13 protein-coding genes are annotated in these 14,651 nt (G+C 61.0%); 6 read left to right on the forward strand and 7 right to left on the reverse strand.

The window, feature by feature from the left end:
- Nucleotides 1-80: 80 nt before the first annotated feature.
- The 4 genes from eutC to exaC form a co-directional block, all read right to left on the reverse strand.
- On the reverse strand, nucleotides 81-914 hold the full coding sequence (gene eutC / locus ACW9IR_RS05955; RefSeq protein ID WP_457462164.1) for an ethanolamine ammonia-lyase subunit EutC: 834 nt from the start codon (nucleotides 912-914) through the stop codon (nucleotides 81-83).
- The gene (locus tag ACW9IR_RS05960; RefSeq protein ID WP_102899880.1) at nucleotides 911-2,305 is read right to left on the reverse strand and encodes an ethanolamine ammonia-lyase subunit EutB; all 1,395 of its coding nucleotides are present in this window, start codon (nucleotides 2,303-2,305) and stop codon (nucleotides 911-913) included. Before ACW9IR_RS05960 ends, eutC begins: the two co-directional genes overlap by 4 nt.
- 52 nt (nucleotides 2,306-2,357) lie before the next feature.
- Nucleotides 2,358-3,809 (reverse strand): ethanolamine permease, encoded by a 1,452-nt coding sequence (eat, locus tag ACW9IR_RS05965; RefSeq protein ID WP_457462166.1) that lies wholly within the window; start codon nucleotides 3,807-3,809, stop codon nucleotides 2,358-2,360.
- A gap of 179 nt (nucleotides 3,810-3,988) precedes the next feature.
- Nucleotides 3,989-5,509, reverse strand: coding sequence for an acetaldehyde dehydrogenase ExaC (gene exaC, locus ACW9IR_RS05970; protein WP_102899881.1), 1,521 nt, complete (start codon nucleotides 5,507-5,509; stop codon nucleotides 3,989-3,991).
- Between the two features lie 301 nt (nucleotides 5,510-5,810).
- Between exaC and ACW9IR_RS05975 the strand changes: the two genes are divergently transcribed.
- The 4 genes from ACW9IR_RS05975 to ACW9IR_RS05990 all read left to right on the forward strand — a co-directional run bounded on the left by ACW9IR_RS05975 (nucleotide 5,811) and on the right by ACW9IR_RS05990 (nucleotide 10,326).
- Nucleotides 5,811-7,724, forward strand: a complete 1,914-nt coding sequence (locus ACW9IR_RS05975) for a sigma-54-dependent Fis family transcriptional regulator (RefSeq protein ID WP_102899882.1) — start codon at nucleotides 5,811-5,813, stop codon at nucleotides 7,722-7,724.
- Between the two features lie 346 nt (nucleotides 7,725-8,070).
- A complete protein-coding gene (gene mpl / locus ACW9IR_RS05980; RefSeq protein WP_095122106.1) occupies nucleotides 8,071-9,420 on the forward strand; it encodes a UDP-N-acetylmuramate:L-alanyl-gamma-D-glutamyl-meso-diaminopimelate ligase in 1,350 nt (449 codons plus the stop codon).
- Nucleotides 9,417-10,049 (forward strand): flavin prenyltransferase UbiX, encoded by a 633-nt coding sequence (gene ubiX / locus ACW9IR_RS05985; RefSeq protein WP_095122104.1) that lies wholly within the window; start codon nucleotides 9,417-9,419, stop codon nucleotides 10,047-10,049. Before mpl ends, ubiX begins: the two co-directional genes overlap by 4 nt.
- Nucleotides 10,042-10,326, forward strand: coding sequence for a YceK/YidQ family lipoprotein (locus ACW9IR_RS05990; RefSeq protein WP_095122102.1), 285 nt, complete (start codon nucleotides 10,042-10,044; stop codon nucleotides 10,324-10,326). Before ubiX ends, ACW9IR_RS05990 begins: the two co-directional genes overlap by 8 nt.
- A gap of 83 nt (nucleotides 10,327-10,409) precedes the next feature.
- On the opposite strand, the gene ACW9IR_RS05995 is transcribed toward ACW9IR_RS05990, so the two are convergent.
- The 3 genes from ACW9IR_RS05995 to ACW9IR_RS06005 form a co-directional block, all read right to left on the reverse strand.
- Nucleotides 10,410-11,051 (reverse strand): oxidoreductase, encoded by a 642-nt coding sequence (locus ACW9IR_RS05995; RefSeq protein ID WP_194934913.1) that lies wholly within the window; start codon nucleotides 11,049-11,051, stop codon nucleotides 10,410-10,412.
- 27 nt (nucleotides 11,052-11,078) lie between these two features.
- Nucleotides 11,079-12,806, reverse strand: a complete 1,728-nt coding sequence (locus ACW9IR_RS06000; RefSeq protein ID WP_457462170.1) for a C13 family peptidase — start codon at nucleotides 12,804-12,806, stop codon at nucleotides 11,079-11,081.
- A 112-nt stretch (nucleotides 12,807-12,918) separates the two neighbouring features.
- Nucleotides 12,919-13,374 carry a MaoC family dehydratase gene (locus ACW9IR_RS06005; protein ID WP_007909575.1) on the reverse strand — a complete coding sequence of 152 codons (456 nt, stop codon included), beginning with the start codon at nucleotides 13,372-13,374 and terminating at the stop codon, nucleotides 12,919-12,921.
- A gap of 194 nt (nucleotides 13,375-13,568) precedes the next feature.
- Between ACW9IR_RS06005 and ACW9IR_RS06010 the strand changes: the two genes are divergently transcribed.
- Complete coding sequence (locus ACW9IR_RS06010; RefSeq protein ID WP_102899886.1) at nucleotides 13,569-13,931, forward strand: CidA/LrgA family protein; 363 nt, start codon at nucleotides 13,569-13,571, stop codon at nucleotides 13,929-13,931.
- Complete coding sequence (locus tag ACW9IR_RS06015; RefSeq protein WP_034153757.1) at nucleotides 13,931-14,647, forward strand: LrgB family protein; 717 nt, start codon at nucleotides 13,931-13,933, stop codon at nucleotides 14,645-14,647. Before ACW9IR_RS06010 ends, ACW9IR_RS06015 begins: the two co-directional genes overlap by 1 nt.
- Nucleotides 14,648-14,651 lie beyond the last annotated feature (4 nt).

Genomic DNA, 14,651 nt, shown 5'->3' on the forward strand with positions numbered 1-14,651 from the left:
CTCTGACGGCGATGGGAAACCCTGGCGGCCGTGCATCGATCCTGCCTGAAACCGGCGCAGAAACGCAATGCGGAAACGGTTCAGGTTGTGGGCGGATCGAGTAGGAAATTGCCTTTCATATCTACACCGGCGTCCGATTCCAGCGTCTGAACCTGTGCTTCGTCCTTCAGGTTGACCCCCGACAACTGCCGCCGACAGGCTTCGCGCATCAGGTAAAGCAAGCGGTGCGCCGCCATGCCGTAGCTCAAGCCTTCGAGCCGCACGTTGGAAATGCAGTTGCGGTAGGCATCGGTCAGGCCGATCTTTGGATTGTAGGTGAAATATAAACCGAGGCTGTCCGGCGAACTGAGGCCCGGGCGCTCGCCGATCAGCATTACCAGCATTTTTGCGCCGAGCAACTGGCCGATTTCATCACCGACGGCAACGCGTCCCTGTTCCACCAGAACCACGGGCGCCATCGACCAGCCGTCAGCGCTCATTTGCTCTTCCAGCCGATTGAGAAACGGCAACGTATGCCGATGCACCGCCAACGCCGAAAGGCCATCCGCCACGACAATCGCCAGATCGACACCGCCGGGATGCGCCGCCGCGTAATCACGCAAGGCCTGCGCCGATTCATCGCTGAGTTTGCGGCCCAGATCCGGGCGCTGCAGATAACTGTTTCGATCCGTAGCAGCGCTGTGCAGCAGCAGGCTTTCGCGCCCGCGCTCGCTCAGTTGCGCGCTGAGCCCGGCGTGATCGAACGGCAAGTGCACGGCATCGCGTGCCTGCGCGTGGGCAAACTGGAAATCCAGTTGCGCGCTGGTCGGCAGGCTGGTGCCGGTGCGGCCGAGAGCGATGCGCGCCGGGGTCAGGCGGCGCAGTTCCAGCCACGGGTTCTGCGGGTCCACAGGCGGTTTTTCCACGTGACTCATCCCAGTTGCGCCAATGCCTGGCGGAAGGCCGGCGGCAAGTTATTGCCAAAGCGAACCTTGCCGTCCGCTTGCGTGAAGATGCCCATGTTCGCCAGCCATTGCTCGAACTCCGGCGCCGGTTTCAGGCCCAGGGTCTGACGGGCGTAGAGCGCGTCATGGAACGAGGTGGTCTGGTAGTTGAGCATGATGTCGTCGGAGCCGGGGATGCCCATGATGAAGTTGATCCCGGCCACACCCAAGAGGGTCAGCAGGGTGTCCATGTCGTCCTGATCGGCCTCGGCGTGGTTGGTGTAGCAAATGTCGCAACCCATCGGCACACCGAGCAGCTTGCCGCAGAAATGGTCTTCGAGGCCGGCGCGGATGATCTGTTTGCCGTTGTAGAGGTATTCCGGGCCGATAAATCCTACGACCGTGTTCACCAGAAACGGCTTGAAATGTCGCGCCACGGCGTAGGCCCGCGTCTCGCACGTCTGTTGGTCTACACCGTGATGGGCATTGGCCGACAGCGCGCTGCCCTGACCGGTTTCGAAATACATCAGATTCTGCCCGAGGGTGCCGCGATTCAGGCTCAGGCCGGCATCGTAGCCTTCCTGCAAAACATTCAGGTTGATGCCGAAACTGGCGTTGGCCGCTTCGGTGCCGGCGATCGACTGGAACACCAGATCCAGCGGCACGCCACGGTTGATCGCCTCGATGGAGGTGGTGACGTGGGTCAGCACGCAGGCCTGGGTCGGGATGTCGTAGCGCTGGATGATCGCGTCGAGCATCTCCAGCATCGCGCAGATCGAGGCGATGCTGTCGGTGGCCGGGTTGATGCCGATCATCGCGTCGCCATTGCCGTAGAGCAGACCGTCGAGAATGCTCGCGGCGATGCCGGAAGGTTCGTCGGTGGGGTGATTGGGTTGCAGGCGCGTCGACAAACGTCCGCGCAGGCCAAGGGTGCCGCGAAACTTCGTTACGACACGGATCTTTTGCGCCACCAGCACCAGATCCTGCACGCGCATGATCTTTGATACCGCCGCGACCATTTCCGGGGTCAGGCCGGGGACGAGGTTACGCAGGCTGGTTTCATCGGCGGCGTCGCTGAGCAGCCAGTCGCGAAAGCCGCCGACGGTGAGGTGGCTGACCACGGTGAAAGCTTGCTTGTCGTGGGTGTCGATGATCAGCCGGGTGACTTCATCGGACTCGTAAGGAATCAGCGCCTCTTGCAGGAAATGCGTGAGCGGGATGTCGGCCAGCGCCATTTGCGCAGCCACGCGCTCGCCGTCGTTGAGCGCGGCGACGCCAGCGAGGAAGTCCCCGGAGCGTGCCGGGCTGGCCTTGGCCATGACGTCCTTGAGGCTGTCGAAGCGATAGGTCTGGGCGCCGACCGTGTGAGCGAAACTGGCCATACACAATTCTCCGTGACGGCGCAGACCGAGCCTGCGCCGGGATTGTCGGCACTCAGTGCAAGGCTTGCTCAGCCTTCTGGATCGCCGCGAATTCTTCTTCCGGCGTGCCTGCTACCAAGTGATGTCGACTGTAGAACGCAAAGTAAGCAATTAACACTCCATAGATGACGGCGGCACCGATTACCACCCGTGGATCGACCAGGAAGCCTGCGACCACGGCGATACACGCCAGCACCAAGGCCGCGCCGGAGGTGAAGATGCCGCCCGGTGTGCGGTACGGCCGGTCCATTTTGGGGCGACGAATCCGCAAGGTGATGTGCGCGGCCATCATCAGCACGTAGGAAATGGTTGCGCCGAACACGGCCACCAGAATCAGCAGGTCGCCCTGGCCGGTCAGCGACAGGCCGAAACCGATGATGCCGGGAATCACCAGCGCCAGGACCGGTGCCTTGCTTTTATTGGTTTCGGACAGTTTGCGTGGCAGGTAGCCGGCCCGGGATAGCGCGAAAATCTGCCGCGAGTACGCGTAGATGATCGAGAAGAAACTCGCGATCAGTCCGGCCAGCCCTACGAGGTTGACGAAACTGCCCATCCAGGTCGAGCCGCCATAGGCTTTGCTCAACGCTTCGACCAACGGGTTACCGGAGGTCAGCAGCGAGTTGGCACCCGCACCGCCGGGACCGACGATCAGAATCAGCAGGGCAAACATGAGCAGCACCAACATGGCGCCGATCAAGCCGCGCGGCAGATCACGTTTGGGGTTCTTGGTTTCCTCGGCGGCCAGCGGCACGCCTTCGACGGCAAGGAAGAACCAGATCGCATAGGGAATCGCTGCCCAGACGCCGACATAGCCGAATGGCAGAAACGGACTGGCACCCGCCGCGGCAGTCACCGGAATGTCGAGCAGGTTGGCGACGTCGAAGTGCGGCACCATCGCCACCAGAAACACCCCCAGCGCCAGCGCGGCGACGGCGGTGATGACAAACATCAGCTTGAGTGCTTCGCCGACCCCGAAAATGTGGATGGCAATGAAAATGATGTAGAAGGCCAGGTAGATCATCCAGCCACCGATGCCGAACAGCGATTCGCAATAGGCTCCGATGAACACCGCGATAGCCGCAGGGGCAATGGCGTATTCGATGAGAATCGCGGTGCCGGTGAGAAACCCGCCCCACGGCCCAAATGCACTGCGGGCAAAACCGTAGCCACCGCCGGCGGTGGGGATCATCGAAGACAACTCGGCCAGAGAAAAGCACATGCACAGGTACATGGTGGCCATCAGCAACGTTGCCAGGAACATGCCGCCCCAGCCACCCTGAGCGAGGCCGAAGTTCCAGCCGGCATAGTCACCGGAAATCACGTAGGCAACGCCCAGACCCACCAGCAGTACCCAGCCGGCGGCACCTTTTTTCAGTTCGCGTTGTTGAAAGTAATCCGATCCGACTTTTTCAAAGTCGACGGAGGCGCCGGTCGCCGGAGCGCCAGCCGGGGATTCGCTAGGCATAGGGTTTACCTTTCTTATTGTTGTATTGGCCCGGCTTTTTTGCCGGTGGGTAGCATGATCGTCCCCACGCTCTGCGTGGGGATGCCTCAACGGACGCTCTGCGTTCGGCTTTTGGTGGGACGCGGAGCGTCCCGGGCGGCATTCCCACGCAGAGCGTGGGAACGATCAGTGCTGCAGGTTTAGAAGAAGCCCAACGGATTGATGTCGTAGCTCACCAGCAGGTTTTTCGTCTGCTGATAGTGATCGAGCATCATCTTGTGCGTCTCACGGCCAACGCCGGACTTCTTGTAGCCACCAAACGCGGCATGCGCCGGATACAGGTGGTAGCAGTTGGTCCACACACGACCGGCCTTGATCGCCCGGCCCATGCGGTAGGCGCGGTTGATGTCGCGGGTCCACAGGCCGGCGCCGAGGCCGAACTCGGTGTCGTTGGCGATGGCCAGGGCTTCGGCTTCGTCCTTGAACGTGGTGATGCTCACCACCGGGCCGAAGATTTCTTCCTGGAACACGCGCATCTTGTTGGTGCCCTTGAGCAGGGTTGGCTGGATGTAATAGCCGGTCGACAGGTTGCCCTCGAGTTTTTCTACCTTGCCACCGGTCAGTAGCTCGGCGCCTTCGCCCTTGGCAATTTCCAGGTACGAAAGGATTTTGTCGAATTGCTGCTCGGACGCCTGCGCGCCGACCATGGTGTCGGTGTCCAGTGGATCTCCACGTTTGATTTGCAGGACTTTCTTCATCACGACGGCCATGAACTCGTCGTAAATCGATTCCTGCACCAGCGCGCGGGATGGGCAGGTGCAGACTTCGCCCTGGTTGAAGAACGCCAGCACCAGACCTTCAGCGGCCTTCTCAATGAAGGTCGGCTCGGCCTGCATGATGTCTTCGAAGAAGATATTCGGCGATTTGCCGCCCAGTTCCACAGTGGACGGAATGATGTTTTCGGCGGCGCATTTCATGATGTGCGAGCCAACCGGGGTCGAGCCGGTGAAAGCGATTTTGGCGATGCGTTTGCTGGTGGCCAGCGCTTCGCCGGCCTCTTTGCCGAAGCCCTGAACAACGTTCAGCACGCCCGGCGGCAGCAGGTCGCCAATCAGCTCGACCAGCACGGAAATACCCAGCGGAGTCTGCTCGGCAGGCTTGAGCACCACGCAGTTACCCGCGGCCAGGGCTGGCGCCAGTTTCCATGCGGCCATCAGGATCGGGAAGTTCCACGGGATGATCTGACCGACCACGCCCAGTGGTTCGTGAATGTGATAAGCCACGGTGTTGCCGTCGATTTCGGCAGCGCTGCCTTCCTGGGCACGGATGCAACCGGCGTAATAGCGGAAATGGTCGGCGGCCAGCGGGATGTCGGCGTTGAGGGTTTCGCGGATGGCTTTGCCGTTGTCCCAGGTTTCGGTGATCGCCAGCAGTTCCAGGTTCTGTTCGATGCGGTCGGCGATTTTCAGCAGGATCAGCGATCGCGCCTGCACGGAGGTCGCGCCCCACGCGTCGGCAGCAGCGTGGGCGGCGTCCAGTGCCTTGTCGATGTCTTCGGCAGTGGAGCGGGGGAATTCGGCAATTGGCTGGCCATTCACTGGCGAGGTATTGGTGAAGTACTGACCTTTGACAGGCGCGACGAACTCGCCGCCGATGTAGTTACCGTACTTGGCTTTGAACGAGACTTTGGCGCCTTCAGTACCGGGGTGAGCGTAACGCATGATGATGTTCTCCTTGGCTTTGTACTTATTAGAGAAACGCGCAAGTGCGCTTGCTATAAGCGTAGAGCAAAGGTCGGGCCACTGCCGTACAGGGCAGGTAAATCAAGGGCTTGGGTGGTTTGTCTCGGACGAGCGGATGGCGTCTGTGACGGTTTCGGTACAGCTCGGGTGACAGTTTGTACCGCTTTCGGTACAGCCCGTGACCGGACAGTCTTGCCAGCATTGCAATGCGTCGGTGGCTGGGGGATGCTGGGCGTCACCTCAGCATTGGGCCATCGAGCCTCGGGGAGAACAATAAGAAATGCACGACAACCATTTGAGCCGCCATGCGCAGCAGGTTCTCACCGCTACTCAGGGCAAACCGCACCTGCACGGGCCCGGTGCCGATCCGTCGATTGCCCGTTCGTGGCTGCGCTGTCTTGAGGACTATCACCTCGACCCGGCGCTGAGCATGGCGCCGACCGTGCTCGAACATGGGCGCGTTCTCGAAAGCCGCGAACGACTGCAGCAAGTCCTGCAGATCGCTGGCAATGAAATGAGCAGCCTGCATCAACAACTCTCCGGCGCCGGCCACGCGGTATTGCTGACCGACGCGCGCGGGGTGATCCTCAACTGCGTCACCGCGCCGGCCGAACGCAAGATCTTCGAACGCGCCGGCCTGTGGCTCGGTGCGGACTGGAGCGAGGCTTGCGAAGGCACCAACGGCATCGGCACCTGTCTGGTCGAGCGCCAGGCGCTGACCATTCATCAGGACGAACACTTTCGCGGTCGCCACACAGGGCTGACCTGCTCGGCTAGCCCGGTGTTCGACCCGCACGGCGAACTGCTCGCGGTGCTCGACGTGTCTTCGGCGCGCCACGATGTCTCGCGGCAAAGCCAGTTCCACACCATGGCGCTGGTCAACCTCTCGGCGAAGATGATCGAGAGTTGCTACTTCCTGCGCTGTTTCGATAACCAATGGTTGCTGCGCTTTCACCTGCAGGCCGAATCGGTCGGGCTGTTCAGCGAAGGCTTGCTGGCGTTTGACGGCGAAGGGCGGATCAGTGCGGTCAACCAGAGTGCGCTGAATTTGCTCGGGCATATTCGCGGCGGCTTGCTGGGTAAACCAGTCGAAGCGTTTTTCGATTGTTCTCTGGATGAATTGCTTGGCCGCGCCAGTGCGAATGCCAGTGCCAGTTGGCCGTTGCGCACCCGTGACGGGCGGTATCTTTTTGCCGTGTTGCGCGGGGAATCGCGCAAAACTGTACCGATGGTATTGACGCCGGTGGTCGCTGAGGCGCCGCGCCTGTCGGGCATTTGCCTCGGTGACGAGGCATTGCAGGCCGATTTCCGCAAAGCCCTGCGCGTCTTCGAACGTGATGTGCCGCTGCTGATCAACGGCGAAACCGGCTCCGGCAAGGAAGCCTTCGCCAAGGCTGTGCATCAGGCCAGTCAACGCTCCGCCAAAGCCTTCGTTGCACTCAACTGCGCGGCGATTCCGGAAAGCCTGATCGAGAGCGAACTGTTCGGCTATCGCGGCGGCAGTTTCACCGGCGCACGCAAGGACGGCATGCGCGGCAAGTTGCAGCAGGCCGATGGCGGCACGTTGTTCCTCGATGAAATCGGCGATATGCCGCTGGCCTTGCAGACTCGTCTGTTGCGGGTGCTGGAAGATCGGCAGGTGGTGCCGATTGGCGGCGAGCCGGAATCGGTCAACGTGCGAATCATCAGTGCTACCCACCGCAATCTGCTGGAGCGGGTCGCCGATGGCAGCTTCCGCGAGGATTTGTATTACCGGCTCAACGGTCTGGAAGTGGCGTTGCCAGCGTTGCGCGCACGCAGTGATAAATCGCAATTGCTGGATTTTCTGCTGGCCGAAGAGGCGGGCGGTGAAGCAATCCTGATCGACGAGGCGGCGCGTCAGGCTTTGCTGGCGTTCAATTGGCCGGGCAATGTGCGGCAGTTGCGCAATGTGCTGCGCACGCTGGCGGCGTTGTGTGATGACGGGCGGGTCGGGATTGAGGATTTGCCGGTGATGATTCGGCAGGGGCGGGTGCCGATTTTTCAGCCTGATTCATCTGAACATCCACTGGAAGACGCCGAGCGGATTGCGCTGCTTAAAACGCTGGAGCAGACGCGGTGGCACATGACGCATACGGCGGAACAGCTTGGGGTCAGCCGTAATACGCTCTATAGAAAACTGCGTAAGCATGGCATTGAGCGTCGTGTCAGTTAGAAGGCCCTCACCCTAGCCCTCTCCCAGAGGGAGAGGGGACTGACCGAGTCGCTCTACTGATCTACGCCGACCTGAGTTATACAGCCGAACTCAGGACTTGAAAGCAACCGAGATCAGCTTCTGATCGAAGTGTTTTGGCGACTTACGCCGACCTGAGTTATCGAGTCGAACCCAGGATTAGAAAGCAACGCAGATCGGCTCCCTCTCCCTCTGGGAGAGGGTTGGGGTGAGGGCGGCAGTCTGCAGTCGAGTCGAGATGTTACGGCCCACCCACCCCGCCCCTCACCTAAAGAGTGCGATTTCCCCCTCCCTACGCTAACCTGCGGCCATGTTTACGAGGTCGACTATGCACATTCATATTCTGGGTATCTGCGGGACTTTCATGGGCTCGATGGCGGTGTTGGCCAAAGAGCTGGGCCATCACGTGACCGGCTCCGACGCCAATGTCTATCCACCGATGAGCACACAGCTGGAAGCCCAAGGCATTCAACTGACGCAGGGCTATGACCCGGCGCAGCTCGATCCGGCACCGGATCTGGTGGTGATCGGCAACGCCATGTCCCGCGGCAACCCGGCGGTGGAATATGTGCTGAACAAAGGCCTGCCGTATGTCTCCGGCCCGCAATGGCTGGCTGACCACGTGCTGCAAGGTCGCTGGGTCTTGGCGGTGGCTGGCACGCACGGTAAAACCACCACCAGCAGCATGCTCGCCTGGGTCCTGGAACACGCCGGCATGAGCCCGGGCTTCCTGATCGGTGGTGTGCCGCAGAATTTCTCGGTGTCGGCCCGCTTGGGCGGTACGCCGTTCTTCGTGATCGAGGCTGACGAATACGACAGCGCTTTCTTCGACAAGCGTTCGAAGTTCGTTCACTACCGTCCGCGCACTGCGATCCTCAATAACCTTGAGTTCGATCATGCCGACATCTTCCCGGATCTGCCGGCGATCGAGCGGCAATTCCATCACTTGGTGCGCACCATCCCAAGCGAAGGTCTGGTCATCCACCCGACCACCGAGCCAGCCTTGCAGCGTGTGATCGAAATGGGCTGCTGGACCCCGGTGCAAACCACCGGTGCCGGCGGTCAGTGGCAAGTCAAACTGCTCAGCGAAGACGGTTCCGCGTTCGAAGTGATGTTCGAAGGCGTGTCGCAAGGCACAGTCGAGTGGGAGCTGACCGGTCAGCACAACGTCGCCAACGCCTTGGCTGCCTTGGCGGCTGCGCGCCATGTTGGCGTGGTGCCGTCGATGGGCATCGCCGGGTTGAGCGCGTTCAAGAACGTCAAACGCCGCATGGAGAAAGTCGCCGAAGTCCGCGGCATCACCATCTACGACGACTTTGCCCACCACCCGACTGCGATTGCTACCACCCTCGACGGTTTGCGCAAACGCATCGGCGACGCACCGCTGATCGCGATCATCGAACCGCGCTCCAACTCGATGAAGCTCGGCGCCCACCGTGACGGTTTGCCGGACAGTGTGGTCGATGCCGATCAGGTGATCTGGTATGCCCCGGCCAACCTCGGCTGGGACCTCGCCGGCACCGCCGCGTTGTGCACGGTGCCGTCGATTGTCAGCGATTCGCTGGAGGGCATCATTGAACGCGTGAAGAGCCAGGCGCAGCCCGGCACGCACGTGGTGATCATGAGCAACGGCGGCTTCGGCGGCCTACACGGCAAACTCGCCGAGGCGCTGGTATGAACAATGGCCCCGAACGCATCACGCTGGCGATGACCGGCGCGTCCGGCGCGCAATACGGTCTACGTCTGCTCGATTGTCTGGTGCGGGAAGATCGCGAGGTGCACTTCCTGATCTCTAAGGCTGCGCAACTGGTCATGGCGACCGAGACCGATGTCACGCTGCCGCCCAAGCCGCAAATGATGCAGGCCTTCCTGACCGAATACACCGGGGCTGCCGCTGGGCAGATCCGCGTGTACGGCAAGGAAGACTGGATGTCGCCGGTGGCCTCGGGGTCTGGCGCTCCGGCGGCGATGGTCGTGGTGCCGTGCTCCACCGGCACGCTATCGGCAATTGCCACGGGCGCCTGCAACAACCTGATCGAACGCGCCGCCGATGTGACATTGAAAGAGCGGCGTCAGTTGATTCTGGTGCCGCGTGAAGCGCCGTATTCGAGCATTCATCTAGAGCACATGCTCAAACTGTCGAACATGGGCGTGACGATTCTGCCGGCCTCGCCGGGTTTCTATCATCAGCCGCAGACCATCGATGACCTGATCGATTTCGTCGTGGCGCGGATTCTCAATCTGCTGGGTATTCCCCAGGACATGTTGCCGCGTTGGGGTGAGCACCATCTGAGCAGCGATGAATAAGCTGCTGGTGATTGGGCTGGTGTTGTTGCTGACCGGGTGTGCGACAGCGCGCACGCTGGATGCGGCCAAACCGGGGGCACCGGTGGTGTACTCCGGGACGCGTCTGGATCTTTATGCGCTGAATGGCGGGTGCTGCGCGATGGATCGGTTCGGGGCTGAGGCGCCGAGTTATCCGGGGGTGGATCTGCCGGCGAGTGCGTTGCTCGATACGCTGTTGCTGCCGTTGTCATTGCTGACGGTGATTGGCGTGGGTTTTCAGGCGACTGGTGGATTGTGAAAAGCAAAAGATCGCAGCCTTCGGCAGCTCCTACATGGGGTTCGACTTGATCCTGTAGGAGCTGCCGAAGGCTGCGATCTTTTTCATTTGCCGAGCTTGCGCAAATCATCCGACTCGATCACCCGCACCCCATCCTGCTCTTCCAGGGCCAATCGCCACATCGCCCGCGCCAAGTGGCAAGCTTCGATGCCACGGTATTTACCTGGAATCAGCTTCGACAACGGCCCGGCCAATTGCTCGGCCAGTCGCGGTTCAGTCCGTTCACCCAATAACAGTGATGGCCGGCAAATGGTCAGTTGCGGCCAGTCCTGCGCACGCAGTGCCTGCTCCATTTCGCCTTTGACCCGATTGTAAAAAACCGACGATTTCGGATCGGCGCCAATCGCGCTGATGACTATCAGATGTCGCGCGCCCATCTCCCGCGCACGTTTGGCGAACGCCACGACCATGTCCAGATCCACCGCGCGAAACGCCGCTTCCGAGCCGGCCTGCTTGATCGTGGTACCGAGGCAGCAATAGGCGATATCGACGCGACCACTGAGCTGCGGCAGAAACGCCTGCGGATCACCCACCGGGTTTTCCAGGTGCGGATGTTCGGCCAAGGGGCGACGGGAAGGGGCGAGCACGCGAGAAATCGTTGGCTCGTTGAGCAAACGGTCGAGTAGATGTTCACCGGTCAAACCGGTGGCTCCGGCAAGCAATACGTGCTGAGGCGTCAAGTACATAGTGTCTCTCCCTTGATACTGTTCAGCTTAGTTGCTCTTTATCGCTCCGTCGTTCAATGCAGCACTTTGCAAAGCTTTTCTTGCCTGCTGTTTGCGCAGCAGTTGCCAGTGCGACAACACGGTTTTCGGCGCCCAGATCTGCGGCTCCGAGGCTTCGAAATTGTCCGCCAGTTCACGCTCGGCGACGGTGGCCTTGGCCAGTTTGAAGGCTTGCTCCAGGTCATCGGTCTGGTTCAGCGCCTGGGCGAAGAGGGCATCGCCGAAATAGGTGAAGTTGGCTTCTTCCGAGCAGCCGAAGGACACCCGGTCCGCGCGCGAGGCGGTCATGATCAGCGTGCGTTCGTCTTTCAGCGCCGGGATAAAGCCGCCGGAGTAGCACGACGAAATCACGATGATTTTGTCGCGGTTTTTCAGCGGTGCCAGCACGGCAGCGAGTTCGTCGGCAGGCAGGTCGGCCAGCTCCATGCGCGGTTGGTCGAGCACCAGTTCATGCTCGGCGGTGCCGTGACTGGTCAGGTAGATGAACAGCAAGTCTTCCGGGCCGCTGCGTTCGGCCAGCGTTTGCGCAGCGCGGCGCAGGTTCTCGCGGGTGGCCATCGGCCGGTCGCCGAGGTGATCGCGGTGATTGACCAGACGAATCTGGCCATAGGCGCCGAAGCGCGTGTTGAGCATGTTGGCGACATAGTCGGATTCGCGCAGGAACACGCTTTGCTTGCCGTCGCCACCGAGGGTCAGGGTGTACAGCTCGACCGCTGGAGTTGAAGCGGGAATGGCGGCCAAGGCGTCATCAAGCAGACGGCCCTGAGCGAGCAAACCGAGTTCGAGGATATCGGGCAGCAACTTGCCGTCGGCGTCGCGCACACGCTGGCCGTTGATCCAGGTGCCGCTCATCACGCTGCCATCGGTCAGCACCAGGGTGCCGCGTCCGGCGTAACTGTCGTTGTCAAAGCCGCCGATGTAGAAGCTGCCATCAGGCAGGTTCAAACGACCCTGACCGCTGAAGCGCCAGTCGCTGAACGCGCCGACGTAATGGCTGCCGTCGGCACCGATCAACTCGCCTTTGCCGGTCAGCGCGCCTTCCTTGAACTGACCGAGCCAGACATCGCCGTCAGCGTTTTCGTAGCGGCCCTTGCCGTGCAATTGATTGTTCTTGAAACCGCCGACGTAGATATCGCCGTCAGCGCTGTTGAAGGTGCCGTTGCCTTCCAGCTGCCCGTTGACGAAATGCCCGGTGAACGAGTTGCCGCTGGCGTCGCCACGCTGGCCCTCACCGTTGGGTTTGCCGTGGGCGAACTGGCCTTGATAGGAGCTGCCGTCGTCCATCTCCAGACGACCGAGCCCGGAATATTGGTCGGCCTTGAATTCGCCACGGTAGGTCATGGCGTTTTCTTTCAGGGTGCCTTCGCCTTCGCGGCGTCCCTGTTTGAAGCCGCCGGTGTAGCTGCTGGCGTTGGTGGTCAGGCTGCCCTGACCGTCGAACAGGCCTTGCTGAAACTGTCCGCGATAGACCTCGCCGTTGCTGCCATGCCATTCGCCCTGCCCATGCCACTGGCCCTTGTCGAACTGCCCGGCATACCAACTGCCGTTGGGGTAGTCGACGCGGCCCTGACCTTGCAGCAAGCCATCGACCAGTTCACCGCGATAGCGTCCGCCATCGGGTAGGCGCGCATCCGGCGGCAACAGCGATTCGCCGTCGCCGCAAGCGGTGAGCATCAGGGTCAAGGCAAGGGGTGCAAGACGTGCAAGTGAGCGCATAGCGGGATCCGGGCAATTAGGCGACCGAGTATGCCGCAGCTATGTGAACTAATGCAGCCGGTAAAACCAGTGTTGACGCGAAACAGCGTGCGCTGCTTCGCATCCGGAACGATCAGACGAAGCAGAGCGACAGTGGCTCGGCGATATAGGCCGGTTTGTCCGAGCCCTCTATCTCCAGTGTCGCGGTGGCTTTGAGCAGCCACTGCCCGGGTTTTTTCTCGGTGACTTCACCCAGATCGACCTTCAGCCGAACCTTGGAATTGACCTTCACTGGCTGAATGAAACGCACGCTGTCCAGACCATAATTGACCACCATCTTCACGCCTTGCGGCAGGATCAGGATGTCTTCCATCAGTTTGGGGATCAGCGACAACGACAGGAAACCGTGGGCAATGGTGCTGCCAAAAGGTGTTTGCGCGGCTTTGACCGGGTCGACGTGAATGAACTGATAATCCCCGGTGGCTTCGGCGAACAGGTTGATGCGTTCCTGATCGATGGTGAGCCATTCGGAACGTCCGAGTTCCTTGCCGACATAATCTTTGAGCTCTGCAACGGGAACATAGGGCATTGAGACTCTCCTTGGGTTCATCGGTTTTATAGTTTTTCAGGTGGGGGGATTTGACCTCCCTGCGAACCACTGTAGATCATCATGGCGATTTGCTCCGGTCAACCGACCATGCTTTTGGCGAATGCCGGTCCATAGCGCAGGCGTGCTTATAATGCGGGCGACTTGCACAGTGGAAAGTAAGACGGAGATGTCGGATGTTGCTACGTGGCCTGACCATGCTGGTGCTGTTCCAATTGCTCGGTACGGCGCTCAATCATTTGCTGTTGCCGGTACTGCCGGGGCCGATCATCGGTCTGCTGCTGTTGCTGGTCTTTCTGATCATTCGCGGTGAAGTCGGCGAGCCGCTGAATCTCGCGGCCGGCAGCCTGCTGCGTTATCTGCCTTTGTTGTTGGTGCCGCCGGCGGTGGGCGTGATGGTTTATGCGAGCGACATTGCCGCGGATTTCTGGGCGATTGTCGGCGCGCTGGTGCTGTCGTTGATCCTGTCGATGGCTTTTGCCGGGGTGCTGATGCAGCGTCTGGTCAAGCGCCACGCACCTGCGTCGGAGGAGTCCTGATGCTTTTCGACTGGCAGGGCGCCTGGGCTTCGGTGATTCATCACCCGCTGTTCGGCATCGGCATCACCCTCGGTGCCTATCAACTGGTGCTGGCGGCGTTCGAGAAGACCCGCTGGATCTTTCTGCAACCGGTGCTGGTCTCCATGCTGTTGGTGATCGGCGTGCTGGTCGGCTGCGGCCTGACCTATGCCGAGTACCGCAAGAGCACCGAGATTCTCAGCATTCTGCTGGGCCCGGCGACGGTGGCGCTGGCCGTGCCGCTGTATCTCAACCTGCGGCGTATTCGGCAATTGTTCTGGCCGATTTTTACTACGCTGGTGATAGGCGGTGTAGTGGCCACGGGCATGGGCGTGGCGCTGGGCTGGTGGTTCGGTGCCGAGCACATGATCCTGATGACCATGGCGCCGAAGTCGGTGACCTCGCCGATTGCCATGTTGGTCGCCGAGCAGATCGGTGGTGTTGCGGCACTGGCCGCTGTGTTCGTATTGATCACCGGGGTGATTGGCGCGATTTTTGGTCCGACGCTGTTGAACCGCCTCGGTGTGCACAGCCCGGAAGCGCGCGGCATGGCACTGGGCATGACCGCCCACGCGGTCGGCACGGCAGTGGCCATGCAGGAAAGTGATGAGTGCGGTGCCTTTGCGGCGCTGGCGATGAGTCTGATGGGCGTGGCCACGGCGGTGTTCCTGCCGTTGGCGGTGTCGATGGTGGTGTAAGGAA

The sequence above is a fragment of the Pseudomonas sp. SDT291_1_S447 genome, from assembly GCF_054070155.1.